This is a genomic window from Pseudomonas sp. C9, from assembly GCF_002000165.1.
Taxonomy (GTDB): domain Bacteria; phylum Pseudomonadota; class Gammaproteobacteria; order Pseudomonadales; family Pseudomonadaceae; genus Aquipseudomonas.
This window is the reverse complement of the sequence record NZ_MPAK01000001.1, coordinates 1,469,174-1,493,642: the sequence shown is the minus strand read 5'-3', so window position 1 is coordinate 1,493,642 and position 24,469 is coordinate 1,469,174. Positions and strand designations below refer to the sequence as shown.

General features: G+C 59.7%; 28 protein-coding genes. 11 read left to right on the top strand and 17 right to left on the bottom strand.

Annotated elements, in window-relative coordinates:
- The first annotated feature begins 18 nt into the window (after positions 1–18).
- Complete coding sequence (locus BMS17_RS07105; RefSeq protein WP_046032765.1) at positions 19–306, top strand: SelT/SelW/SelH family protein; 288 nt, start codon at positions 19–21, stop codon at positions 304–306.
- On the opposite strand, the gene BMS17_RS07100 is transcribed toward BMS17_RS07105, so the two are convergent.
- On the bottom strand, positions 300–1,193 hold the full coding sequence (locus BMS17_RS07100) for a DMT family transporter (RefSeq protein ID WP_077430679.1): 894 nt from the start codon (positions 1,191–1,193) through the stop codon (positions 300–302). The two genes, BMS17_RS07105 and BMS17_RS07100, sit on opposite strands and share 7 nt — an antisense overlap.
- Before the next feature lie 126 nt (positions 1,194–1,319).
- Entirely contained in the window at positions 1,320–2,078 is a 759-nt protein-coding gene (locus tag BMS17_RS07095; RefSeq protein ID WP_046032767.1) for an AraC family transcriptional regulator, read from the bottom strand.
- A 128-nt stretch (positions 2,079–2,206) separates the two neighbouring features.
- On the opposite strand from BMS17_RS07095, the gene BMS17_RS07090 reads away from it, so the two are divergent.
- A complete protein-coding gene (locus BMS17_RS07090) occupies positions 2,207–3,022 on the top strand; it encodes a UDP-2,3-diacylglucosamine diphosphatase (protein ID WP_046032768.1) in 816 nt (271 codons plus the stop codon).
- 142 nt (positions 3,023–3,164) lie between these two features.
- Here the strand turns inward: BMS17_RS07090 and BMS17_RS07085 are convergent, their stop codons facing one another.
- Positions 3,165–3,755, bottom strand: a complete 591-nt coding sequence (locus tag BMS17_RS07085; RefSeq protein WP_046032769.1) for an HD domain-containing protein — start codon at positions 3,753–3,755, stop codon at positions 3,165–3,167.
- 99 nt (positions 3,756–3,854) lie between these two features.
- Positions 3,855–4,166 (bottom strand): DUF962 domain-containing protein, encoded by a 312-nt coding sequence (locus tag BMS17_RS07080; RefSeq protein ID WP_046032770.1) that lies wholly within the window; start codon positions 4,164–4,166, stop codon positions 3,855–3,857.
- A gap of 163 nt (positions 4,167–4,329) precedes the next feature.
- Here BMS17_RS07080 and BMS17_RS07075 point away from each other — a divergent pair, with 163 nt between their 5' ends.
- Entirely contained in the window at positions 4,330–5,391 is a 1,062-nt protein-coding gene (locus BMS17_RS07075) for an AraC family transcriptional regulator (protein ID WP_077430678.1), read from the top strand.
- On the opposite strand, the gene BMS17_RS07070 is transcribed toward BMS17_RS07075, so the two are convergent.
- Positions 5,348–6,802 (bottom strand): TrkH family potassium uptake protein, encoded by a 1,455-nt coding sequence (locus BMS17_RS07070; RefSeq protein WP_077430677.1) that lies wholly within the window; start codon positions 6,800–6,802, stop codon positions 5,348–5,350. The two genes, BMS17_RS07075 and BMS17_RS07070, sit on opposite strands and share 44 nt — an antisense overlap.
- Positions 6,803–6,923: 121 nt before the next feature.
- Between BMS17_RS07070 and BMS17_RS07065 the strand changes: the two genes are divergently transcribed.
- Complete coding sequence (locus BMS17_RS07065) at positions 6,924–7,490, top strand: nitroreductase family protein (RefSeq protein ID WP_046032773.1); 567 nt, start codon at positions 6,924–6,926, stop codon at positions 7,488–7,490.
- A gap of 113 nt (positions 7,491–7,603) precedes the next feature.
- Here BMS17_RS07065 and BMS17_RS07060 read toward each other — a convergent pair whose 3' ends face one another.
- From BMS17_RS07060 to BMS17_RS07035, 6 genes are all read right to left on the bottom strand, one after another.
- A complete protein-coding gene (locus tag BMS17_RS07060; protein WP_046032774.1) occupies positions 7,604–8,944 on the bottom strand; it encodes a HAMP domain-containing sensor histidine kinase in 1,341 nt (446 codons plus the stop codon).
- 175 nt (positions 8,945–9,119) lie between these two features.
- A complete protein-coding gene (locus BMS17_RS07055) occupies positions 9,120–9,569 on the bottom strand; it encodes a Spy/CpxP family protein refolding chaperone (RefSeq protein WP_046032775.1) in 450 nt (149 codons plus the stop codon).
- A 300-nt stretch (positions 9,570–9,869) separates the two neighbouring features.
- Positions 9,870–10,547 carry a response regulator transcription factor gene (locus BMS17_RS07050; RefSeq protein ID WP_046032776.1) on the bottom strand — a complete coding sequence of 226 codons (678 nt, stop codon included), beginning with the start codon at positions 10,545–10,547 and terminating at the stop codon, positions 9,870–9,872.
- 7 nt (positions 10,548–10,554) lie between these two features.
- Complete coding sequence (locus BMS17_RS07045; protein ID WP_077430676.1) at positions 10,555–10,968, bottom strand: translation initiation factor 2; 414 nt, start codon at positions 10,966–10,968, stop codon at positions 10,555–10,557.
- Between the two features lie 122 nt (positions 10,969–11,090).
- Complete coding sequence (locus BMS17_RS07040) at positions 11,091–11,390, bottom strand: YciI family protein (RefSeq protein ID WP_007984134.1); 300 nt, start codon at positions 11,388–11,390, stop codon at positions 11,091–11,093.
- Between the two features lies 1 nt (position 11,391).
- The gene (locus BMS17_RS07035) at positions 11,392–11,988 is read right to left on the bottom strand and encodes a septation protein A (RefSeq protein ID WP_046032779.1); all 597 of its coding nucleotides are present in this window, start codon (positions 11,986–11,988) and stop codon (positions 11,392–11,394) included.
- An 87-nt stretch (positions 11,989–12,075) separates the two neighbouring features.
- Between BMS17_RS07035 and BMS17_RS07030 the strand changes: the two genes are divergently transcribed.
- The 7 genes from BMS17_RS07030 to arfB all read left to right on the top strand — a co-directional run bounded on the left by BMS17_RS07030 (position 12,076) and on the right by arfB (position 19,807).
- Positions 12,076–12,939 carry a PHP domain-containing protein gene (locus BMS17_RS07030; protein ID WP_046032780.1) on the top strand — a complete coding sequence of 288 codons (864 nt, stop codon included), beginning with the start codon at positions 12,076–12,078 and terminating at the stop codon, positions 12,937–12,939.
- A gap of 13 nt (positions 12,940–12,952) precedes the next feature.
- Positions 12,953–13,582, top strand: a complete 630-nt coding sequence (locus BMS17_RS07025) for an L-threonylcarbamoyladenylate synthase (RefSeq protein WP_033049013.1) — start codon at positions 12,953–12,955, stop codon at positions 13,580–13,582.
- Positions 13,583–14,404 carry a ScpA family protein gene (locus tag BMS17_RS07020; RefSeq protein WP_046032782.1) on the top strand — a complete coding sequence of 274 codons (822 nt, stop codon included), beginning with the start codon at positions 13,583–13,585 and terminating at the stop codon, positions 14,402–14,404.
- Between the two features lie 11 nt (positions 14,405–14,415).
- Positions 14,416–15,405, top strand: coding sequence for an SMC-Scp complex subunit ScpB (scpB, locus tag BMS17_RS07015; protein WP_077430675.1), 990 nt, complete (start codon positions 14,416–14,418; stop codon positions 15,403–15,405).
- 292 nt (positions 15,406–15,697) lie between these two features.
- Entirely contained in the window at positions 15,698–16,963 is a 1,266-nt protein-coding gene (gene rluB, locus BMS17_RS07010; RefSeq protein WP_046032784.1) for a 23S rRNA pseudouridine(2605) synthase RluB, read from the top strand.
- Between the two features lie 786 nt (positions 16,964–17,749).
- Positions 17,750–19,171: an amino acid permease gene (locus tag BMS17_RS07005; protein WP_046032785.1), complete on the top strand. Its 1,422-nt coding sequence runs from the start codon at positions 17,750–17,752 to the stop codon at positions 19,169–19,171.
- A gap of 222 nt (positions 19,172–19,393) precedes the next feature.
- Positions 19,394–19,807, top strand: a complete 414-nt coding sequence (arfB, locus tag BMS17_RS07000; protein WP_046032786.1) for an alternative ribosome rescue aminoacyl-tRNA hydrolase ArfB — start codon at positions 19,394–19,396, stop codon at positions 19,805–19,807.
- Here arfB and BMS17_RS06995 read toward each other — a convergent pair.
- The 6 genes from BMS17_RS06995 to phhA form a co-directional block, all read right to left on the bottom strand.
- Positions 19,804–21,003, bottom strand: a complete 1,200-nt coding sequence (locus tag BMS17_RS06995; protein ID WP_077430674.1) for an MFS transporter — start codon at positions 21,001–21,003, stop codon at positions 19,804–19,806. The genes arfB and BMS17_RS06995 overlap by 4 nt on opposite strands.
- 104 nt (positions 21,004–21,107) lie before the next feature.
- The gene (locus BMS17_RS06990; RefSeq protein WP_077430673.1) at positions 21,108–21,290 is read right to left on the bottom strand and encodes a hypothetical protein; all 183 of its coding nucleotides are present in this window, start codon (positions 21,288–21,290) and stop codon (positions 21,108–21,110) included.
- A gap of 77 nt (positions 21,291–21,367) precedes the next feature.
- Positions 21,368–21,502: a hypothetical protein gene (locus tag BMS17_RS30620; RefSeq protein ID WP_256577151.1), complete on the bottom strand. Its 135-nt coding sequence runs from the start codon at positions 21,500–21,502 to the stop codon at positions 21,368–21,370.
- A gap of 293 nt (positions 21,503–21,795) precedes the next feature.
- The gene (locus BMS17_RS06985; RefSeq protein ID WP_077430672.1) at positions 21,796–22,989 is read right to left on the bottom strand and encodes an amino acid aminotransferase; all 1,194 of its coding nucleotides are present in this window, start codon (positions 22,987–22,989) and stop codon (positions 21,796–21,798) included.
- Positions 22,989–23,345, bottom strand: a complete 357-nt coding sequence (locus BMS17_RS06980; protein ID WP_046032790.1) for a 4a-hydroxytetrahydrobiopterin dehydratase — start codon at positions 23,343–23,345, stop codon at positions 22,989–22,991. Before BMS17_RS06980 ends, BMS17_RS06985 begins: the two co-directional genes overlap by 1 nt.
- Before the next feature lie 104 nt (positions 23,346–23,449).
- Complete coding sequence (gene phhA / locus BMS17_RS06975) at positions 23,450–24,235, bottom strand: phenylalanine 4-monooxygenase (protein WP_027922317.1); 786 nt, start codon at positions 24,233–24,235, stop codon at positions 23,450–23,452.
- Positions 24,236–24,469: the final 234 nt, after the last annotated feature.

Here is a 24,469-nt window from a genome sequence, read left to right as displayed (position 1 = left end):
TTCAGAGACTCGCCCGTCATGACCGCGCACAAACCGGAAATCGTCATCACCTACTGCACGCAATGCCAATGGCTATTGCGTGCCGCCTGGTTGGCCCAGGAACTGCTCAGTACCTTTGGCGATGACTTGGGCAAAGTGTCGCTGGTGCCCGGCACCGGCGGGGTGTTCCATATTTTCTGTGACGAGGTGCAGCTTTGGGAGCGCAAGGCTGATGGCGGTTTCCCGGAGGCCAAGGTGCTCAAGCAGCGGGTCCGCGATCAGATTGACCCGGACCGCGACCTGGGCCACAACGACCGGACTCAGTGAGACGCCGCTTCAGCGACCACGGTCTTTTTGCTTGAGCCACCCGACAACCGGCTGGACACCACGATCGCGACGATGATCAACGCGCCGCCGATCAGCATGCGCAGCGTCGGGTTTTCATTGAACAGCAGCCAGGCCATGGAGATCCCGTAAACCGGTTCCAGGGCGAACACCACCGCCGCAGTGCGTGCCTTGATCACCGCCAGGCTGGCGACGAACAGGCTGTGTGCAACGCCGGTGCAGAACACCCCGAGCAGACCGATCCACAGCCAGTCGATGCCGCGCACTTCGCTCAATTGCGGTGCCGCCACGGGCAGCAGGCACACCGCGACCACCACGTTCTGGCACAGCGCGGCCTGCACCGGCGGGATTCGCCCGGAGCTGGCCCGGTTGGTCAGTGACAGCAAGGCAAACAACAGCCCGGAACCGACGGCCCAAAGCAGGCCGGTGGTAGCGCCGCTGGCCAGATCGAAGTCCGGGGTGACCAGCACCAACCCGACACTCACCAGCACGACCAGCAGGATTTCGTTGGCGCGAATCCGCTCGCGGAAAACCAGCCCTTCGAGAATGACGGTAAACGCCGGGAAACTGGCAAAACCCAGGGTCGCAATCGCCACACCCGCCACCTTCACCGCAATGAAGAAACTCACCCAGTGCCCGGCCAGCAACAAACCGCTGAGCAGCAGACGGCGCCAGTCCACGGCTTCAAGCTTTTGCCAGCGGGTGTTGCTGGCGAAGCGCGCAAACACCGCCAGGGCCAGCACCGCAAACGCGGCACGGCCAAAGACGATGACAGCGGGGGAGGCGGCAGCGAGTTTGCCGAACACACCGGTCAGGCCGAACATCAGTGCGCCGATATGCAAAGCGCCAAGGGCGGTACGGGGAGTCATTACAATCCTTGATTAACGTAGTAAGCCAAACCGACAGAGTCCACGGGCTTGTAGCAGCTGGCGCAGGCTTCGCCAGCTGCTACATTAAATCGCGTGAGGCTTGGCGTGTCTGTCGTCAGACTCGCGTCATTTATCGCCAGCCTCGCGCCGCAGTTTGCCGGGGGAAGCGCCAAACTCGCGCAATACCGCCGCGGCGAAAGCACTCTGGGAGCTATAGCCGACCCGGCTGGCAATCTCGCCGATGGGCAATGGTGAATCGCGCAGCAATCCCACCGCCAGATGAAGCCGCCGGCTGCGGATGTAGTCCATTGGCGTCTGCCCGCATTCGGCGATAAACCGTGCGTGCAAGCGAGCGCTGGACAGCCCGGCCACCTGGGCCAGATCTGCCACTTGCAGCGGATACGCCGCGTATTGATCGATGTGCGCATTCATCGCCGCATACGGCAGGCGCCGTCCGCCGACGCTGTCAGGTTTGGCGTTATTAAGGCTGGCCAGCAACAGCACCGCACCTTGTTGCGCGATCAACGGATCGTTGACCTGACTGCCTGCCAGCCAATTGACCAATTGGCTTTGCCCTGCATCCAGCGGCAGGCGCCCGGCGTTGCCGAGCAGGCGGTGACTGGCTTCGGCGTGGTCACCCAGAGACTGTGAAATCCATTGATCGCTCGGCACATCCAGCACCAGGCAACGGCTGCCATTGCTACTGCCGCACGCGTGATGGAAACCGGACGGGACTACCACGAAACTCTGCTGCACCACCTGGCTGCCATGGCCATCGACTTCGAAGTCCAGCGCACCCGACAAGCCGAACACCAGTTGAGCGTGGTCGTGGCTGTGGACGATCAAGTCTTCGGTGTACTGGCGTAGTGTGAGGATCGGTCTCATCACAGGTCTCCTGGCAAGATGGGGCCAGTCTACACCGGCCTGCCGCTGTCACAGGAATGACTCGCCACTGTCATGCTCAATTAACCCGATCGGCGCAACCTTGGAAAAACCATCGCAGAGGGTTGCCCATGACCAGCGCCGAGCTCGCCAAACCCAGTCGTAAGCAACGTGTGCGCACCTTATGGATTTCCGATGTGCACCTCGGCACTCGGGATTGCCAGGCCGAACACCTGTCGCAGTTTCTCAAGGGCTACCACGCGGACAAGATTTACCTGGTCGGCGACATCATCGACGGCTGGAAACTGCGCGGCGGCATGTATTGGCCGCAGGCGCACACCAACGTGATCCGGCGCTTGCTGACCATGAGCAAGCGCGGCACCGAAGTCATTTATGTGACCGGCAATCACGACGAATTCCTGCGTCGCTATTCCAAGCTGATTCTGGGCAACATCCAACTGGTGGATGAAGCCGTGCACGTGACCGCCGATGGCCGTCACCTGCTGGTTATCCATGGCGATCAGTTCGATGTCATCACCCGGTATCACCGCTGGCTGGCCTTTCTCGGCGACTCGGCCTACGAATTCACCCTGACCCTCAACCGCTGGCTCAACCATTGGCGCGCCCGTTATGGCTATGGCTATTGGTCGCTGTCGGCGTACCTCAAGCACAAGGTGAAAACCGCGGTCAGCTTCATCAGCGACTTCGAGGAAGCTATCGCTCACGAATGCCTGAAACGCGAGTTGCATGGCGTGGTGTGCGGGCACATTCACCACGCCGAGATTCGCAAGGTCGGCGAGGTGGATTACCTCAATTGCGGGGACTGGGTGGAGTCGTGCACGGCGCTGATCGAGCATTGGGACGGGACGATCGAGCTGTATCGCCTGGCAGATGCTCAGGCGCGGGAAGCTGAATTGAGGGCCATCAAGGTCGCCGAACCGGCCTAGGAATACGGTGTCTGGGCAGGCCTCATCGCGGGCAAGCCCGCTCCCACATTGAGCAAGGTGAACACTAGATTTGTGACTGCTAGAAAAGCCTGTGGGAGCGGGCTTGCCCGCGATGGCCCGCGCAGCGGTCCCTTGAGGTCTGTCAGGCTGGCGAATGTTGCTCCATCGCCGCTGTATAAATCGAGTTCTTCGGTTGGGCGAACACCCGCTCCATCATCGGCTCAAAGAAACTCAATGGCAGCGTCTCATACTCAGGGTCGAACGCCGCCGCATCGTACTTGGCACAGAACTCGATGGTCGCCTGATATTGCGGGTGTCCGCTGAATTGCTCGCGCAGGTGCCGATCCATCCCCAGGTGATGGAAGAAGTAGTAGCCCTGGAAAATCCCGTGTTTCTCCACCATCCATAAGTTGTCGGCGCTGACGAACGGCTTGAGGATCGCCGCTGCAATGTCCGGGTGGTTGTAGGAGCCAAGGGTGTCGCCGATGTCGTGCAGCAGTGCACAGACCACGTATTCTTCATCACGGCCATCGCGCCAGGCGCGGCTGGCGGTTTGCAGCGAATGGGTCAGGCGATCTACCGGGAAGCCGCCAAAATCACCCGCCAGCAACTTCAGGTGCGCCACAATCCGTGCCGGTAATTGTTTGGCGTAGGCACTGAAGTCGGCGGCGATGATCGCCCAGTCCTCCTGCGTGCCATCCTGCATGTGCGTGAATCGGGCATGGGCATTCATCAGCTATCCTCTTGTTCTAATCGAATGGGATGTCTTGAGTGTAGAACTTGGATCCAGTATTGCATTGGCCACACAGGTCGCTTTTATGGCCAGTGGAGCCTAGAAGGGCACGCGACCCAGAATCATGTCGCGGTACATGACAAAGTCGCCAAGCAGGCTATAAAGAGGATGTTGGAAGGTTGCAGGTCGATTCTTCTCAAAGAAGAAATGCCCGACCCAGGCGAAGCTGTAACCGGCCAGCGGAAGGGCCCAAAGCAACAGCCATGCGCCTTTGCCAATGGTCAGGGCCAGGATGAAAATGACCAGCGTCGTGCCGATAAAGTGCAGTCGTCGGCAAGTACTGTCGCTGTGTTCGCTGAGGTAATACGGGTAGAACTCAGCAAAACTGTTGAAACGTTTGATGTTTTCCACGACTGCGATCTCTGTGGTTATTGTTCTGATTGCAAGTTGTTCTGCGGGTAGCTTATTTGAGTCTAGAGTGATCAATGGCATCAGCCAGTGACAATAGGCGCCACTTTAGTATCCTTTGGAAATCAGCCGCGTCAGACGGCTCACCGAACGTGAAGTAAACGCCATGAGCGAACGAACGACTTCTGCAAGCTGGGCGATGGGGATTGTCAAAGCACTGGAGATGGACGGTCTGGATTGCCGGGCTCTGTTCAAGCAGCTAGGGCTCGACTACGCATCGCTGGATGATCCGGATGCGCGCTTCACGCAAGATTCCATGACGCGTCTGTGGCAGCGCGCGGTCGAGCTGTCCGGCAACCCGGCGATAGGCCTGAACATGGGCAAAGTGGTGCGACCGGCCTCCTTCCATGTGGCGGGTTACGCCTTGATGTCCAGCCAGACCCTGGCCGAAGGCTTTCAGCGACTGGTGCGCTATCAGCGGATCATTGCCGAAAGTGCCGATTTGAGTTTCCGCCTGCTGGATGAGGGTTATGCGCTGATTCTGACGGTGCATGGCGACCACTTGCCACCCACCCGGCAAAGTGCCGAAGCGTCGCTGGCCTGTGCGTTGGCGTTGTGCGGCTGGTTGACCGGGCGCACGCTGCAACCGCGCAAGGTGCTGGTGCAGGGCGATCAACCCGTCGACCTCGAACCGTATAAACAAGCCTTTCATGCGCCGTTGGTGTTCAACGCGGCTTACGATGCGTTGATCTTTGAACGTGCCGACATGGAAGCCCCCCTGCCAACTGCCAACGAAGCGATGGCGCTGCTGCATGACCGGTTTGCCGGCGAGTACCTGGCACGGTTCTCCGAGAGCCGCGTGACGCACAATGCGCGTCAAGTGTTGTGTCGTCTGCTGCCGCAGGGCGAACCCAAGCGCGATACCGTGGCGCAAACGCTGCACTTGTCACAGCGCACCTTGCAGCGGCGCTTGCAGGAGGAGGGCACCAGTTTTCAGGCGTTGCTCGATGACACGCGACGTGAATTGGCCGAGCAATACCTTGCCCAGCCCACCATGACCCTGCTTGAAATTGCCTACTTGCTGGGGTTCGCCGATCCGAGCAACTTCTTCCGCGCCTTCCGCCGCTGGTTTGACGCCACGCCCGGCGAGTACCGGGCGCATCTGACGGACGCGGCAGGGCTGGTCAGTGCCGCCAGAACGCAGGAATGCACAGAACAAACACCGTAATGATCTCCAGTCGGCCGAGCAGCATGCCGAACGACAGAATCCACTTGGCGGCGTCCGGCAACGATGAAAAGTTACCCGACGGCCCGATGGTCGGACCCAACCCCGGCCCGACACCGGACACGGTACTGGCCGCACCGGTCAGGGCGGTCATCCAGTCCACGCCGAGCAGTGAGAGCAGCAACGCGATGACGCAGATGGTGATGGCAAAGAAGAACGAAAACGTCAGGATCGAACGCACGATTTCTTCGTCGAGACGGTGACCGTTGTACTTTTGCTTGATCACCGCGCGCGGGTGAATCAACTGGTTAAGGTTGGCCTTGAGCAGGATATAGGCGACCTGGAAGCGGAATATCTTGATCCCGCCGGCCGTCGAGCCGGAGCAGCCGCCGACAAAGCCCAGGTAGAAGAACAGCATCAGCGAGAAATTGCCCCACAGGCTGTAATCCCCCAGCGCAAAACCGGTGGTGGTGACCACCGACGTCACGTTAAACGCCACGTGCCGCAAGGCTTCGAGCCAATGCAGTTGGGTGGTCCACCAGTACCAGGTGCCGAGCACCAGCCAGGTCACCAGCAGCATGCCGAGCATCCCTTGAACCTGCTGATCCCTGAATAACGCCCAGCGGTTGCCGCGCAAGGTCGCCACATACAGGGTGAAGGGCAGGCTGCCGAGAATCATGATGACGATCGCCACCCAGTGCACCGCCGGTTGTGTCCACTTGGCCAGTGACTGGTCCGACGTGGAAAACCCTCCGGTCGAGATCGCGGACATCGCATGGTTGATCGCATCAAACAGACTCATTCCGGCCCACCACAGCGCCAGGCTGCCGACAATGGTGATGCCGACGTAGGCGGCCACGATCAAGCGCGCCACCATGTGCGAGCGAGGCATGATTTTTTCGGAGCGGTCCGACGATTCGGTCTGAAACAGGCGCATGCCACCGATACGCAACAGCGGCAAAATGGCGACTGCCATGCCGATAAAGCCGATGCCGCCGAGCCAGTGCAGCAGCGAGCGCCACATCAGAATGCCGGGCGACATGGTGTCCAGGCCACTGAGTACTGTGGAGCCGGTGGCGGTGATGCCGGACATGCTTTCGAAGAAGGAGTCGGTGTAGCTGATGTGCTGGGTCAGCAAAAATGGCAGCGCGGCGAAGATGCACACCACCAGCCAACTGCTGACGGTCAACAAATACATGTCCCGTGGACGCAGGTGAACATGCTCGGGACGTCCGGGGATGACCAGCGCCAGGCCAGCCACAAACGTAATCATGCTCGACCACAGGAACGACGGCAGGTCGTTGGTGCGGTCGAAGATCACCAGGGTCGCCATGGGCACGATCATGGAGATCGCCAGCGTGATCAGGAAGATGCCGATGATAAAACCAATAATCCGTAAGGTCGGCAACGCCATGAAATCCGCTCGGGCTGTTGTGGAGGAGGGCGCCATTCTACCTGCGGGGCAGGGCATGTAAACCGACGCCGCTTGCGCACTTGCAGCTAGAATAGCCAAACATTTTTTCAGGAGGTGGCCGATGCAGGCTCTCGACGCTTTGCTCAACCGTGTTTCCGTTCCACGACTGCTTGACCCGGCACCGACCGCAGCGCAGCGCGAAGTTCTGTTTGGCGCCGCCATGCGTGCACCGGACCATGGTCATTTGCAGCCGTGGCGCTTCCTGACGGTCGAGGGTGCGGCGCGTGAGCAGATGGGCGAGTTGCTGGCTGAAGCCGCCAGGCTACAAGACGCCGAGGTGTCCGAGGCCGCGCTGGACAAGGCGCGCAACGGCCCACTCCGGGCGCCACTGGTTGTGGTGGTGATCGCGCGGTTACAGGATCACGTCAAATATCCGAAATCCGAACAACTGCTGGCAGCGGGCTGCGCGGCACACGGGATTTTGCTGGCGGCGTATGCGCAGGGGATTGGCGCGGTGTGGCGCACCGGTGATTTGGCGTATTCCGCGCATGTGGCCAATGGGTTGGGGTTGGCGCAAGGGGAGGAGGTGATTGCGTTCCTCTACCTGGGCACGCCGCAGAAAGAACCGCGAGTGGCGGAGAAAGTCGATCTGGCCGAATTTGTCAGCGCCTGGCCCGCTAAATCCTGACGTTCAAAAAATCGCAGCCTCGTTTCACTCGACAGCTGCTGCAGAGATATGTGTACACCTGTAGCAGCTGTCGAGTGAAACGAGGCTGTGTGCTTTTTGCATCATCACTGCATTTATGGCTGGACGACAGCACCCGGCACCAACGGCAGCTCCAGGCTGGCAATAAACCCGCCCTGCGGATGATTGGCCAGCACCAGGCTCCCGCCGTGCCGTTCTGCCGCGCGGCGCGCAATGGCCAATCCAAGGCCATGCCCGGCGGCTGTCTGCCCTGGAGCCCGATAAAACGGCTCACCCAACTGGTTCAAATACTCGGCGCTTACACCCGGCCCATGGTCACGCACGCTGACCACAATCCGCTCGCCCTGACGCACGGCCTGCATTTCAATCGACTGCCCAACCGGGTTAAAACGCTGAGCATTGCGCAGCAGATTGTCGAGGGCGCGCTCGATCATCGTCGGCCAGCCTTTGAGGTTCAGTTGCGGCTCAGCTTCAAGTCGCACGCTCTGCTCCGGCGAGCCCAGTTGCGCATCTTTGTGTAGCGTATTGAGTAGCGCGTTGAGGTCGACCTCTTCGGCGCTGGCGTTGTCGGCGTCGACTCGCGCCAGCACCAGAATTTCGCTGATCAACGCTTCCAGCCGGTCACATTCTCGGGTCAGGCGCGGCCAGAGCTTCTCCCGTTCTTCAGGGGTGGCCCGTTCAGCCAGCGCCAGTGCAATGCGCAGCCGGGCGAGCGGAGAGCGCAATTCGTGCGATACATCGCGAAGGAGTTGCCGTTGGCTACCGATCAGACTTTGCAGGCGTGAGCCCATGCGATTGAAGTCGTTGGCCAGTACGCCGAATTCATCGCGGCGATTGGCCAGTTTCACCAGGCTGTTCTGCTGATAGGTCGTTTGCCCCAGGTCATGCACTGCGCCGCGCAGACGACTGAGCGGGCGGGTGATCGACAGCGTGACGAACAAGCTGAACAAGGTCAGCACCACCAGAGCAATGCCCAAGGCACTCAACGGCCACAACAGGCTTTCGCGGTGCCATGAATCCAGTTCAGGGTGCGGGATGCGATAGATCAGCAGGTAGGTATCGCCGGTCTTTTCGCTGGTGTATTCCGCGGTCAAACGACGCCATGGCAGGCGCCGGTCATCGTTGTTCTGCCGCGCTTCGAACGCCGCAGCACGACGAGGGAAGGTGCCTCGAACCACCGGGTCACCGCTCTCGTTCAGCACCTGAACGTCAATGTGATATTGACGTTTGCGCTGTTCCAGAATGTCCTGAGCGGCTTCTTCACCCTGGGATTCATAGGTTTGCGTCCATTGTTCGGCCAAGGTATTGAGGCCCGGATGGCGACTGAGAATCCACGCGTCCTGGTTGAGCATATGCCCCAGCAGAATGGAAAGCCCTGCCACCAGAGCGATGGCCAGCCAGAAACTGGCCAGGATACGCCAGAACAATGAGCGCACAGAAAATCCTCAAACAAACGCAAATCCATGTGGGAGCGGGCTTGCTCGCGAAGGCGGTGTCTCAGGCAAATCACTGTTGACTGACACACCGCCTTCGCGAGCAAGCCCGCTCCCACATTTGACTAAGTGGAATCAGACCCAACGGGGTTGAGCCGTTGGGTCCGGGGTTAGCGCATTATTGCGCTTTTTGCGGTTGTTGCGCTTTCCACGCCTTGAATTCGGCCCATTCGGCGCGATGCTCAGCCTGTTTTTTCTGGATCTCGTCGAATTTCTTCTGTTGATCCGGCTTCAGTACGGCGCGCACATCGGCTTCGGCTTTCTGATGTTTGGCGGTCATTTCGTCTTTCAAGGCTTTCTGGTCAGCCGGGGAGAGTTTCTCCAGGTATTTGTCGACCAGTTGCTTACGCTCGTGCATCTGTTCGCCCATGATCTTGCGGATCTGCTCGCGCTGTTCGCGGCTCAGGTCCAGCTGGCTGTACGGGCCTTTACCGTGCATGCCGTGCATCTGACCGCCGTGGCGCGAGCCGTCCATCGAGCCATCCATCGGGCCGGTGCCTTCAGGCATGGCCATGGCAACGGTCGGCAGGGCGGCAGCAAACATCAGAGCGATAAGAGTCTTGCGCATGGTGAATCTCCTTGTCTCGTTCCCGGTACGTTCCGGATGAGTACAGATTACGCAGATCAAGGTCAGCGGCGGTCAGCTGAGCGTAAAGCTTGGGTAAAGACGGGTTTGTACTGACCTGACAAAACCAACACTTCACTGACAACACAAGACGTAGCAGCTGCCGAGCCTGCGAGGCTGCGTTCGGCTGCGAAGCAGTCGTGAAATCAGCCGCTGCGGTTTTTCAGGAAAACCGCGCTCTCAGGGTTTACGACGGCTGCGCCACCGGACGCAGCCTCGCAGGCTCGGCAGCTGCTACACGCTTCAGAGGCTGTAGTAGTAGCCGCGGCTACGCAGGGCAACGATGCGAGGACGGCCGTCGGGGTGTGGGCCGATTTTTTTACGCAGGTTACTGACGTGCATGTCCAGACTGCGGTCGTACAGGGTCAGCTTGCGGCCCAGGGCAATCTGCGCCAGCTCCTGTTTGTCCAGCGGCTCGCCGGGTTGCTTGAGCAGGGCTTCAAGCAGGCGGCTTTCGGAGACGGTGAGGGTGAACTCCTGTTCATCGATGCTGACCACGCCACGCACCGGGCTGAAACACAGATCTCCCAGTTCCATCTGGCTAGACACGGCCGCCGGATGGCTGCGGCGCAACACGGCGCGCAGACGGGCTGTCAGTTCTCGTGGGTCGCAGGGTTTGGCCAGATAATCATCGGCGCCCAGTTCCAGACCGAGAATGCGGTCCAGTGGCTCACCGCGTGCTGAAAGCATCAGCACCGGCAAGTCCGGGTGGTCGCTGCGCAATTGCTTGAGCAATTCCAGACCGCTGCCATCCGGCAGCATGACGTCCAGCACCACGGCGGCCGGGGAGGTTTCGGCCAGCGCGCGGCGGGCACTCTGGCCATCGTGGCAAGCGCGGACCTGAAAGCCTTCCTGGCTCAACCAACTGACCAGGAGCTCGCACAGTTCCTGGTCATCATCAATTAGTAACAGCTCGCTCATGAATCACTCAATTCAGCCATTGCCGACGTTTTCTGGTGGCACCACTGGCGAAGATACCGCAGAGCAGGGCCAATAGCGCTACTCCACCGCCGATAACAAACCACTGCTGCTGATCAGACAGAAAGCGTGGCAGCGGACTGCTGGCCTGCGCTTCCTTGAGTTGCAGCTTGAGGCGCTGATTCTCTTGGCGCAACCGGCTCAGTTGAGCGCTTTCGCGTTCGCCATCGGTAGTTTGCAATTGTTTGCTCAGTTCTTCTCGTTGTTGTTCGCTTGCCTTCAAGCGCTGCTGCAACTCGCTGATCTGGCTGCCGGCGCTCAGGGACAGCGGCGTCGAATTACCGCCCTCGACGCCTTCTTCACCATGAGCCGGGGCCATGATCGACAACGTCACCAACAACAGACACAACGGACCCTTGCGCATCGCGACTCCTGATTCCAATCGAGTAATTGGGCAGGTTATCGGCAGGCAAACGAGAATAATGAGCGATTGAGAGCGCGATGAACCGACAAGGTTCACCGCGCGGGGGCATTTGTGGGGGAAAGTTACGGCAGGACTTGCTTGAACGGCTTGACCAGAACGTTGGCGTAGACGCCTGCCGCGATGTACGGATCTGCGTCGGCCCAGGCCTGTGCGGCGCTCAGGGAATCGAATTCGGCAACGATCAGGCTGCCGGTAAAACCCGCCGCGCCCGGATCATTGCTGTCGACCGCCGGGTGTGGACCGGCCAATACGATGCGGCCTTCGCCCTTGAGCACTTGCAGGCGCTCAAGGTGGGCAGGGCGCGCGGCCAGTCGGGCTTCCAGGGAGTTGGCGACGTCTGTGGCAATGATTGCGTAAAGCATGTCAGTCCTCGGTTTTTGGCGTTGTGGTATCGGCGTCGTGCAGGTGGCGGGACAGGTAAATGCCCTGGCCGACCAGGAACAGCAGCGTCATGCCCAGGCTGCCGAAGACTTTGAAGTCGACCCAGTAGTCCTGATAGGTAAACGCGACGAACAGGTTGGCGGCACCGCAAAACAGGAAAAAGGCGATCCAGGCGATGTTCAGACGCGTCCAGACCGGTTCCGGCAGGGTCAGCGCGTGGCCCATGATGCGTTTGATCAACAGGCTGTCGCCGATGAAATGGCTGCCAATGAATGCCAGGGCAAACAACCAGTTCACCACCGGCGCTTTCCACTTCAGGAAGGTTTCGCTGTGGAACGCCAGGGTCAGGCTACCGAAGACCAGGCAGGCGATGAGCGTCAGCCACTGGCTCTTTTCAAGCTTGCGCTGCTTGATGAACAGCGTGCCGTACACCACCAGGGAGCTGATGATCAGCATCGCGGTGGCGCTGTAAATACCGCCTACAGTCAATTCATGACCGCCGATGTCGACGACCCGTGGATCGAGTTTGAAGACGATGAAAAACAGAAGAAGCGGGATGAAATCGATGAATTGTTTCACAGTGGCAGCCAGAAGCAGGATGTGGCGGCATAATAACAAACATATGGGCGCGCGATAGCGCCAGCTGATTTGAGGTAACAAAGTCCTGTGAATGTTGATTTGCACTGCCATAGCACGGCCTCCGATGGCGCCCTGGCGCCTGCGGTACTGGTTGCGCGTGCGTTCGAGAAAGGCGTGCGAGTCCTGGCCTTGACCGATCACGATACCCTCGAGGGCCTTGATGAGGCCCGCACCGCGGCAACGGCGCTGGGGATGCAGCTGGTCAACGGCGTCGAATTGTCCTGCACCTGGGGCGGCGCGACCATTCACGTATTGGGTTACGGGTTTGATGTAAACGCGCCGGCGTTGGTCGAGGCGATTGCAAAGTTGCACGATGGCCGATGGCTGCGATCCGAGGAAATTGGCCGAAAACTTGCATTGAAAGGCATGCCGGGCGCGCTGGACGGTGCCCGGGCCATACAGCAGGAACTGGGCGACAGCGGCAACGCGCCGGCCCGCCCGCACTTCGCCGACTGGATGGTGCGTGAAGGGTATGTAAAGGATCGCGCCGAAGCCTTCCGCAAATGGTTGGGCGCCGGCAAGCTGGGCGACGTCAAGCAACACTGGCCGACCCTGGAAGAGACCGTCGAAACCCTGCGCGCGGCAAAGGCTTGGGTCAGCCTGGCGCATCCCTGGCATTACGATTTCACACGCAGCAAGCGTCGTCGGCTGATTTCTGACTATATTCAAGCCGGGGGCCATGCGATTGAAGTGGTCAATGGCCATCAGCCCGCCGAGCAAGTGGGCAGCCTGGCGATTCTTGCTCGCGAGTTCGGTCTGCTGGTCAGCGCCGGCAGTGATTTTCATGGCCCTGGAGGCTGGTCCGAGATCGGTGAATACCGACCTCTGCCGGAGGATCTGCCACCACTGTGGTGTCGATTCAAACATGACCCAAATATTGCCGCCGTCTGAACAGGTAGAGAATGTGAGTCAATTTTTCCAGATTCATCCGGAAAACCCACAAGCACGCCTGATCAAACAGGCCGTCGAGATCATTCGCAGCGGCGGAGTGGTGGTATATCCCACAGACTCGTCCTATGCCATTGGTTGCCAGATCGGCGACAAGAATGCCGTGGATCGCGTGCGCCGTTTGCGCGGGCTGGATGACAAACACAACTTTACGTTGATTTGCAGCGACCTTTCCCAGCTGGGGCTGTTCGCCAAAATCGATACTGGCACGTTCCGCTTGCTCAAGGCGCACCTGCCGGGGCCGTACACGTTCATTCTCAACGCTACCCGCGAAGTCCCGCGCCTGTTGCTGCACCCGAAAAAGCGCACCATCGGCCTGCGTGTCCCGAGCCATCCGATTGCCCTCGCGCTGCTGGAACAGCTGGGTGAGCCGCTGATGAGCGTGACCCTGATCATGCCCGGCGACATCGACCCGTTGACCGACCCATACGAAATGCGTCAATTGCTTGAGCATCAGGTCGACCTGATCATTGACGGCGGTTTCGGCGGGATCAAGGCGTCCACCGTGATCAATCTCGCCGACGGCGAGCCGGAAGTGATCCGTGTCGGTTGCGGCGACCCTTCGCCGTTCATGGCCGAGGCGTAGATGTCTGCAGTAGAACCCGTTGTCGACAGTCAAGCCGGAGCCCAGCAAGAGCTGCCCTTCGCGATGGTCTATGGCCAGGCGGTTCTGGAAATGCCGCTGGACCTGTACATCCCGCCGGATGCGCTCGAAGTGTTTCTCGAAGCCTTCGAAGGCCCGCTCGACCTGTTGCTGTACCTGATCCGTAAACAGAACATCAACATCCTCGACATCCCGGTGGCGGAAATTACCCGTCAGTACATGGGGTATGTCGAGTTGATGCAGTCGGTGCGCCTGGAACTGGCCGCCGAATACCTGGTGATGGCCGCGATGCTGGCCGAAATCAAGTCGCGGATGCTCTTGCCCCGCGCCGAAACCATTGAAGACGAAGAAGACGACCCGCGCGCCGAGCTGATCCGTCGTTTGCAGGAATACGAGCGCTTCAAGGCGGCCGCCGAAGGCATCGACGGCCTGAGCCGGGTCGGTCGCGATGTCGTCGTGCCCAAGCTGGATGCCCCCGAAGCCCGGGCGCGCAAGCTCTTGCCGGATGTGCGTCTGTCGGAATTGCTGTTGTCCATGGCCGAGGTCCTGCGCCGTGGCGACATGTTCGAAAGTCACCAGGTCAGCCGCGAGGCGCTGTCCACCCGCGAACGCATGAGCGATGTGCTGGATCGGCTCAAGGGTGGTGGTTTCGTGCCCTTTGTCGAGCTGTTCACGGCGGAGGAAGGGCGGCTCGGGGTGGTGGTGACCTTTATGGCAATCCTCGAACTGGTCAAGGAATCCTTGGTCGAGCTGGTGCAGAATGAGCCGTTCGCAGCGATCCATGTGCGGGCCCGAGCCGAATAACGAGTTGAATCATGAACCTGACTGAACCCCGCGAGCTGGCGCCACTGCTTGAAGCCTTTCTGTTGGCCTCGGGAAAACCGCAATCGCTTGAACGTCTGTTCGAACTCTTCGAAGAGGGCGAGCGACCAGAGCCGCCGGTCTTCAAGAAAGCGCTGACGATTTTGGCCAAGTCCTGCGACGGCCGCGCTTTCGAGCTGAAGGAAGTGGCTTCGGGCTACCGCCTGCAAATCCGCGAGAAATTTTCGCCGTGGGTCGGGCGCTTGTGGGAGGAGCGCCCGCAGCGTTATTCCCGCGCCATGCTCGAAACCATTGCCCTGATTGCCTATCGCCAGCCGATCACCCGGGGCGAAATCGAAGACGTGCGGGGCGTGGCGGTCAACAGCCAAATCGTCAAGACGCTGCTGGAACGCGAGTGGATTCGCATTGTTGGCTACCGCGATGTGCCCGGCAAACCGGCGATGTTTGCCACCACCAAGGCATTTCTCGACCACTTCAACCTGAAGAACCTCGACGATCTGCCGCCGCTGGCCGAACTGCGCGAACTTGAACCGGACCCGGTTCTCGATTTCGACGACGCCCCCGTGCCTGCCAGCCTGCAGGAATTGGCGGACGCCAGCGCCGAGCCGGAAGAACCCAAGGAAGAAACCAGTTTCCACACATTGTTGCTGGAACTGGACACCATGGAGGAGGGGCTCAAGACTGATTTCGATGATTTGTTGCGTGACGGCGAGATGACCGCGGTTGAGCCGCCAATCGACAATGAACTTCAGGTAGAGCCAGAAGCCACAGTCGAAGAAGAGCCGGAGCCGGAGCCGGAGCCGGAGCCAGAGCTTGAAGACGACGTGCTAGGCGTCGCCGAAGCTCGCGAAAAACTCCTGGCTGCCGTCGCGGCCCTTGAACAGCCGAAACCCGAGCCTGAGCCCGAGTTGAGCGACGAAGAAGCCGAAGCCCGGGCACTCGCCGAGGCCATCGAAGCCGAACGCCGCGAATTCGACGACTGACCCCAGTCCTGTAGGAGCCGAGCTTGCTCGCGATGACGTCAGCACATTCAACATCAAAGTGAATGGACGTCCGCTATCGCGAACAAGCTCGGCTCCTACACAAGCTCAATACGCGTACGGTGCCACCGGTCGGCGGAAAAACCAGTAACGCTGTGATCATCAGCTAGTCTCTGATGCGAAATCGCCCGCATGAGCGTATGATTCGCGACCCTTCGGCGATCCCTTCGCCCAAGTGCACAGATTTACATCGCTTCAGGCAAAGCCTGAACAGACCACACCGGGAGGTGCCCAGATGAGTATCAACGACCAGAAAGACGACCAGGAAATCGGCCCAGCAGGCGAAAAACTGCAGAAAGTCCTCGCCCGTATCGGCGTCGGCTCGCGCCGTGACGTGGAAGCCTGGATCAGCCACGGCCGCATCAAGGTCAACGGCAAAGACGCCACGCTCGGTCAGCGTGTCGACATGCATGACGCCATCACCATTGATGGCAAGGTGATCAAGCGCGAAGAAGCCGCCGAGTCGGTACGCCGCGTGATCATGTACAACAAGCCCGACGGTGAAATCTGCACCCGTGTCGACCCCGAAGGCCGTCCGACCGTATTCGACAAGATGCCGCGTCCGAAAGAAGGTCGCTGGATCAACATCGGTCGCCTGGACATCAACACCACCGGCTTGCTGATGTTCACCACCGACGGTGAATTGGCCAACCGCCTGATGCACCCTTCCTATGAAATGGATCGTGAATACGCGGTACGTGTACGTGGCGAAGTTGATGACGAGATGATCGAGCGTCTGAAAGCAGGCGTTGTCCTCGAAGACGGCCCGGCCAAGTTCACCGACATCAAGCAAGCGCCAGGTGGTGAGGGTTTCAACCACTGGTATCACTGCGTGGTGATGGAAGGTCGTAACCGCGAAGTTCGTCGCCTGTGGGAATCCCAGGGCTTGGTGGTCAGCCGTCTGAAGCGCGTGCGCTTCGGTCCGGTGTTCCTCAACTCCGACCTGCCGATGGGCCGCTGGCGCGAAATGAGCCAGTACGAAGTCGACATTCTGAGTGCCGAGGTTGGCCTGACGCCGGTCGCGATGCCACAGTTGAACGCCAAGAGCAAAGACAAGCTCGATCGTATGCAGCGTAAATCGTCGCGTCCGATGGGCAAGACCGAGCGCGTGCGTACGTTGCGTCCTGCGGCGGGTGCCCCGGCCACGGCGCGTGATTCTCGCGAGCCGCAGATCGAAGGCGAGCGCCCGGCCCGCAAACCTGCTGCACCTCGTGCAGACGGCGAGCGCGGTCCACGCACTCCACGCCCGGCCAACGGCCGCACTGAACGTGGCGAAGGCCGTGGTGCGCCAAGCGGCGGCCGCAGCGATCGCGGTGCTCCAGCCGGTCGCGGAACGCCAGTGGCAGACCGTCCTGCTGATACCAAGCGCCCGGCCAAGCCTGCGCCGAAGAAACGCCCGGGCATCGTCCTGGTCGACAAGGACGCACCATCGGGCAAGCGCCGCGGCGCGCCAGCCGGTTCGGGCCAGCGTCCGGGTTTCGGTCGTCGCAAGCCTGAGTAATCGGTAAGTGCTGCATAAAAACGCCATCCCTCGGGATGGCGTTTTTTTTTGGCTGACTGATCGTTCCCACGTTCCGCGTGGGAATGCAGCCCGTCCCTTCAAAGCCGAACGCGGAGCCTCCGGTGAGCCATTCCCACGCGGAGCATGGGAACGATCGCGCCAATGGTGGGAGCGGGCTTGCCCGCGAAGGCGTCAACTCAGGCTCCGCCATTTCCAGAATGGAAAACCGTCGTTACGCCCTGTAACGAATACTTTACGAAAACCACCCATTAACCCCATGAAACTCCCTTCTCCCGGGAACTGTAAGAAAATTCTTCCATTTCGTGACCGCTCCATTCTCGCTCCAAGGCTCTCCCCCGCTTGTTTCAGCACGCCATGCAGGGTCAGATGCGCCGCATGCCTGTCGTGCAGGTGCATAACAAGAAGGAGGCGCAATGTACGCCGTGATTCATCTCCATCTCTCCCCGTGGGGCGATTTTTCAATCGTTCCCGTCGATGGCCCGCAAGGGTCTGACTCTCTATTTGCAGCCGCCCGGGACACTCGGGGCGGACACAGGCAATCCCGGCTTACAACACGCTGATCCAGCGGGTCTGGCAGCAGGGGGTTACGGGTGTACAATGCGCCGCGTTTTAACTGTGACCTCCTGCGCAAATGCGCAAACCTCAAGGCTACCCGTCTTGTTCACTCCGCCACGCCACGAGTGTGTCGGGTTCGATTTCGTCACAGATAAAAACAAACAGGTGACGCATGACCGTTGTAACTATGCAGAACGTGAGAGCCTTTTCATGAGTGGACAAAACTCGAATTCAGGCGAGCTGAAGCGCGGCCTGAAAAACCGCCACATTCAATTGATTGCCCTCGGTGGCGCGATCGGCACCGGTTTGTTCCTCGGCTCTGCCGGGGTGCTGAAGTCCGCCGGCCCGTCGATGATCCTCGGCTACGCCATCTGCGGCTTCATTGCCTTCATGATCATGCGCCAGCTCGGCGAAATGATCGTCGAAGAGCCCGTGGCCGGATCCTTCAGCCACTTCGCGCACAAATACTGGGGTGGTTTCGCCGGCTTCCTGTCGGGCTGGAACTGCTGGATCCTGTACATCCTGGTGGGCATGTCGGAGCTGACCGCAGTCGGCAAATACATCCACTACTGGGCACCGGAGATCCCGACCTGGGTTTCGGCAGCCGGGTTCTTCGTCCTGATCAACCTGATTAACCTGGCTAACGTCAAAGTCTTTGGCGAGGCCGAATTCTGGTTCGCGATCATCAAGGTTGTGGCCATCGTGGGCATGATTGCCCTGGGCAGCTACTTGCTGGTCAGCGGTAACGGCGGCCCGCAAGCGTCGGTCAGCAACCTGTGGTCCCACGGTGGTTTCTTCCCGAACGGTGTCAGCGGTCTGGTGATGGCCATGGCGATCATCATGTTCTCCTTCGGTGGCCTGGAAATGCTCGGTTTCACCGCAGCAGAAGCGGACAAGCCGAAAACCGTGATCCCGAAAGCCATCAACCAGGTGATCTACCGGATTCTGATTTTCTACATCGGCGCGTTGGTCATTCTGTTGTCGCTGACGCCATGGGACGCCCTGCTGACCACCCTGAATGCATCAGGTGATTCCTACAGCGGCAGCCCGTTCGTACAAGTGTTCTCGATGCTCGGCAGCAACACCGCCGCGCACATCCTCAACTTCGTGGTATTGACCGCGGCGTTGTCGGTGTACAACAGCGGCACCTATTGCAACAGCCGCATGCTGCTGGGCATGGCCGAGCAGGGCGATGCGCCGAAAGCCTTGTCGAAGATCGACAAGCGCGGCGTGCCTGTGCGTTCGATCCTCGCTTCGGCCGCGGTGACGCTGATTGCGGTGTTGCTGAACTACCTGATCCCGCAAAATGCGCTGGAACTGTTGATGTCACTGGTCGTCGCGACCCTGGTCATCAACTGGGCGATGATCAGTTTCTCGCACTTCAAATTCCGCCAGCATATGAACAAGACCAAACAAACGCCGCTGTTCAAGGCGCTGTGGTACCCGTACGGGAACTACATCTGCCTGGCGTTCGTGGTGTTTATCCTGTGCGTGATGCTGCTGATTCCGGGGATCCAGATCTCGGTGTACGCGATTCCGGTGTGGGTCGTGTTCATGTGGATTTGCTACGGCATCAAGAACAAGCGCAGTGCGCAGCATGCGCTGCAGGCGACAGGCTCCAGCGCTAAATAAGCGCAGGGCGCAGAAACAACAAACCCGGCCATGTGCCGGGTTTGTTGTTTTCAGGGTTCACACAAAATCCCTGTAGGAGCATGGCTTGCCCGCGATTCAGACACCGTGGTTTACCAGGTACACCGCGTTTTCGTTCACCGCGGGCAAGCCATGCTCCTACAGGGGCGCGTTGCACCGGTCTATTCGCGGTATCCTGCGCACTCTGAACCCGGACGCTTTTACATGCTGGTAATTTCCAACAACGTGCATCTGCCGGATGCCGAGATCGAGTTGACGGCCATTCGCGCTCAGGGTGCCGGCGGCCAGAACGTCAACAAGGTTTCCAGCGCCGTGCATCTGCGTTTCGACATTCCGGCCTCGTCCTTGCCCGAGTTCTACAAGGAGCGGTTGCTGGCACTGCGCGACAGTCGCATCACCAGCGAAGGCGTGTTGATCATCAAGGCTCAGCAATACCGCACGCAGGAGGCCAATCGCGCCGATGCGCTGGAACGGTTGACCGAACTGATCCTCAGCGCGACCAAAGTCGAAAAGAAGCGCCGCCCGACCAAACCGACGCTGGGTTCAAAAAAGCGTCGGCTCGAATCGAAGAGCCAGCGCGGGAGTATCAAGGCCGGACGCGGCAAGGTCGATTTTTAACGCGACTCACGCGCTTCGCGTTGCTTCGGTGCTTGCCGGTACAAGTAAATGCTCAGCATCAAACCGCTCAACGCGGCGAGGGCGGCGAACAGGAAGATCGAGGCAAAACCAAATCCGGCGGCAATGGCCCCCGCCAGCGGTCCGGTAATCCCCAGCGACAAATCAATGAACAACGAATAAGCACCGACGGCCGCGCCACGGCTGGAGGCCGGCACCAGGTTGACCGCTTCCACGCCCAGCGCTGGAAACACCAGCGAGAACCCGAAACCGCTCAGCGCCGCGCCGGCCAACGCCCAATGGGCGTCCGGTGCCAACCACAGTAGCAACAAGCCCAGGGTTTCCACGGACAGGCAGGCAATCGCCACGCGAAAGCCGCCGAGGCGGTTGATCAAGTTGCCGAACAGCAAGCGTGCACCAATGAAGCTGGCGCCAAACAAACTCAGGCACAACACCGCGTTGTCCCAGTGTTGCGTGGCGTAATACAAGGTGATGAAGGTGGCGATGGTGCCGAAGCCAATCGAGCCCAGCGCCAGGCCGCAACCATGCGGCAACACGCGCCCCAGCACATGCATGAACGGCAGGCGTTCGCCGACCACGATTGGCGCAGCGGTTTTTGGCCAGGCCAGTGCCAGGCCAAGAATGGCCAGCAGCACAATGCTCACGCCCATGCTCCACAAGCCTAATTGATGGACCAACAGCACACCCAACGGCGCGCCGACGGCCAATGCGCCGTAGCTGGCGATGCCGTTCCAGGAAATCACCTTGGCGGTGTTCGCCGCGCCAACCCGGCCGATGCCCCAGCCAATCGAGCCTGAACCGACCAGGCTTTCCGCGCTGCCGAGTACCAGGCGGCCGATCAGCAGGCTGATCAGGCTCAGGGTCGGCAGGCTCTGGGTCCAGGCCGAAATCAACATGAACACGCCGCTCAAGCCGCAACCGGCGAGGCCGTACATCACCGCCAGTTTGCTGCCCTTATTGTCGATGATTTTTCCGGCATAAGGGCGGCTGAGCAGGGTGGCCAGGTATTGCACGCTGATTACCAGGCCGGCGATGACTGCGCCGAAACCCAGGTCGCTGTGGACGTAGCCGGGCAATACGGCCAGGGGGATGCCGATATTCAGGTAGCCGATGAAGGTAAACAGAACGATGGAAACGACTTGCAGCGTGACCGCCAGGGGGCGCTGGTTTTCAGACATGGGTAAAGGTCCACGGGAAAGCAGGATAGATAGGCTGCTTATGATAGCGGCGCGAGCGGCTGCGGGTCGTGGAAAAAGTAAAACTATTTGCCGGACGGGGTGAATCAGGGCTTGGCGGGGGCAACCAGTTGCGTCGTGACCAAGGCGGCCAAGGCGTTTTCTTCGCTGCCGAAACGGGCGAGCAACGCGGCTTGTTTCTCGGGGGAAAGGCGATTCCAGATCTCGATCATCTTCTCGGCAGTGCCGATCAGGACGCTGGCTTGGGTCTCGCTGAATTCATCGGTCATGGTGTGTAGCTCAAGGGTTCAGGCGGTGTGGAAAGCGCATGTTAGCGCTTTCCACACGGTCTGGCATTGCAGGTGTTTCAGTCTTCGCTGTCGGCCTGGCGGCGTTCAGTGGCTTCTTTTTTTGGCTCGGGCTGTTGGGCGCCGGCTTGTTGCGTGGTTGTCTGCTCAGTTTCGTGCAGGCTTGGGAAGGGGAGATTAGGAATCTCGTGCATGTTTCGCGCTCCTCGCAAAGTCTGTTGATAGATCTGGTAGATCCGCGCTTTTAAAAAGCTTGGGCAGAATACAGCAGTAAAAATGACAATCGGACTTTTATATCCAATTGTTGCGACGGAAGGGGTTGTCTAGACAGGTCTGTGTAGGAGTTGGCGCAGCCTGCGCTGATCGTTCCCACGCTCTGCGTGGGAATGCCTCAACGGACGCTCCGCGTTCGGCTCTGGAAGGGACGCGGAGCGTCCCGGGCTGCATTCCCACGCAGAGCGCGGGAACGATCAGCGTAAGGCGGGGGTTATTTGCAAACCTTGGCGATTGCCTCGGCCAACAGATCCAGACGCGTAGCATCAATCCCTGCCACGTTGGCCCGGCCAGAGTTGACCATGTACACGCTGTGATGATCACGCAGCTGTTTAACCTGCTCCGGCGACAGCCCGGTGTAGGAAAACATCCCGCGTTGCACGCCGATGTGGGCAAAGCGCTCGCGCAAGCCATGTGGCTCCAGCGCTTCGACCAGGCCGCTGCGCAATTGGGCGATGCGCAAACGCATGGCTTCCACTTCGTCGGCCCAGAGGCTTTTCAGCTCCGGATCGCCAAGAATGGTCGCGACTACGGCCGCGCCATGATCCGGTGGTGTCGACCACAGGTTGCGCGCGATGTTGGCCAGCTGGCTGCGGATGTCCACGAGCTTTTCAGCGGTTTTTGCACAGACAATCAGTGCGCCGGTGCGGTCGCGGTACAAACCGAAGTTCTTCGAGCAGGAACTGGTGATCAGCACTTCCGGCAACGCCGCGGCGAACAACCGGGTCGACCAGGCATCCTGCTCCAGGCCATCGCCGAAGCCCTGGTAAGCGAAGTCGATCAACGGCAACAGGTCTCGACTGCGCACCACGTCCAGCACTCGGTGCCAGTCGTCGTGGGACAAGTCGAAACCGGTCGGGTTGTGGCAACAGGCGTGCAGCAACACCACGTCGCCCTTCGGCGCTTCGCTGAGTACCGCGAGCATAGCGTCGACGTCGAGGCGGTTGTCGCTGCCCACGTACGGGTAGTGACTGACCTTGACCCCGGCCGCCGCGAAAATCGTTTCGTGGATCGGCCAGGTCGGGTTGCTCAGCCACACGCCACGGCCCGGCAGGCACTGGGCGATGAAGTCGGCGCTCAAGCGCAATGCACCGGTGCCGCCCGGGGTCTGGGTCGCCCCGGCCCGTTGCCCGGCGATCAAGGCGGAATCGGCACCCAACACCAGCTCATTGATGGCTTTGCCGAAGGCCGGTTCGCCGTGACCGCCAATGTAGGTCTTGGTGGTTTGACGATCCACCAGACGCTGCTCGGCAAGCTTCACCGACTGCGGAATCGGCGTCAGGCCCTGGGCATCTTTATAGACGCCCACGCCGAGGTCGAATTTGCGCGGGTTGGGGTCCTGCGCATAAGCCTCCATCAAGCCGAGAATCGGGTCGCCGGGGACTCGACCTATGGCGTCGAAATGCATTATTTGCGGCCCTCGGCGTCCTTGGCCACTTCGTCAGTGCGCGCAGCCATGATGAAGTCGTTGCGGTGCAGGCCCTTGATGGAGTGGCTCCACCAGGTGACGGTGACTTTGCCCCATTCGGTCAGCAGGCCCGGGTGGTGACCTTCGGCCTCGGAGATCTCGCCAACGGCATTGGTGAACGCCAGCGCGTGTTTGAAGTTTTTGAACAGGAACAGCTTTTCCAGCTGCATCACGCCGTCGCGTACTTCGATGTTCCAGTCTGGGATCTGCTTGATCAGTACCGGCAACTCTTCGTCGCTGACCTGAGGGGCACCGGCTTGGCAGGCTTCGCAGTGGGCTTGGTTCAATGTGGACATGATGTGTACCTGAAATCGAATGATTGGAAATCGGCCGTCAGTAACACCACGCTAAACCAAAGCGTCGGTTCCTGACAGGCTCACTTGTTTCTAAAAGCAGCGGATCACGCAGCCTTTGGCGGAAATTTCGGGGTGTGCAAGCCCAGCTGCATGCCTTGTTTGACCATGCTCATGATGTCTTCATGAGCCACATCAAACAGACGCTTGAGGTTCGGCAGGACAAAGTACAGCGGTTGCAGGATGTCGATGCGATACGGCGTGCGCATGCATTCCAGCGGATCGAACGCCTGATGCTCAGGTTCGTTCGACAGGCAGTAAACGGTTTCTTTTGGAGAAGAAAGAATGCCGCCGCCGTAAATGCGCAGGCCTTCAGCGGTATCGACCAGACCGAATTCGATGGTCATCCAGTACAGGCGCGCCAGGTAAACGCGTTCTTCCTTGGTCGCTTGCAGGCCCAGTTTGCCGTAGGTGTGGGTGAATTCGGCAAACCAAGGGTTGGTCAGCAGCGGGCAGTGCCCGAAAATCTCGTGGAAAATGTCCGGCTCTTGCAGGTAATCCAGCTCTTCGCGGGTACGAATAAACGTCGCCACCGGAAACTGCTTGTTGGCCAGCAACTCGAAAAAAGTCTGGAAGGGAATCAGCGCCGGAACCCGGGCCACTTGCCAGCCGGTGGTTTCACCGAGGACTTTGTTGATCTCGCCCAGTTGCGGAATGCGGTCGTGGGGCAGACCGAGTTTTTCGATACCGTCCAGGTACTCCTGGCACGCACGACCCTCGATCACTTTCAGTTGACGAGTAATCAGCGTGTTCCACACCGCATGCTCTTCAGCGGGGTAGTCGATAAAACCTTGCGCATCGGGCTCGCGAGCCACGTATTGCGTCTGCTTCATGCTGCTCTCCTGCGAGGGGATTCGTTCTTGTTATGTACTGCTATGGACCTAGAAATACCCCAAGGATTGCTGCGTTGCAGCAGGGTGACGGCTTGTTGCGTAGGAAAATTCGCCATTTTTCGTAAAGAATTCGTTACGGATTGACGGCTATGGCCTAGCTGTTGAGATTCGCGGGTTTGAAATGGTGCAAAGGTGTCACATAATCTTGACGACTATCTTCACGCGCGACAGAAA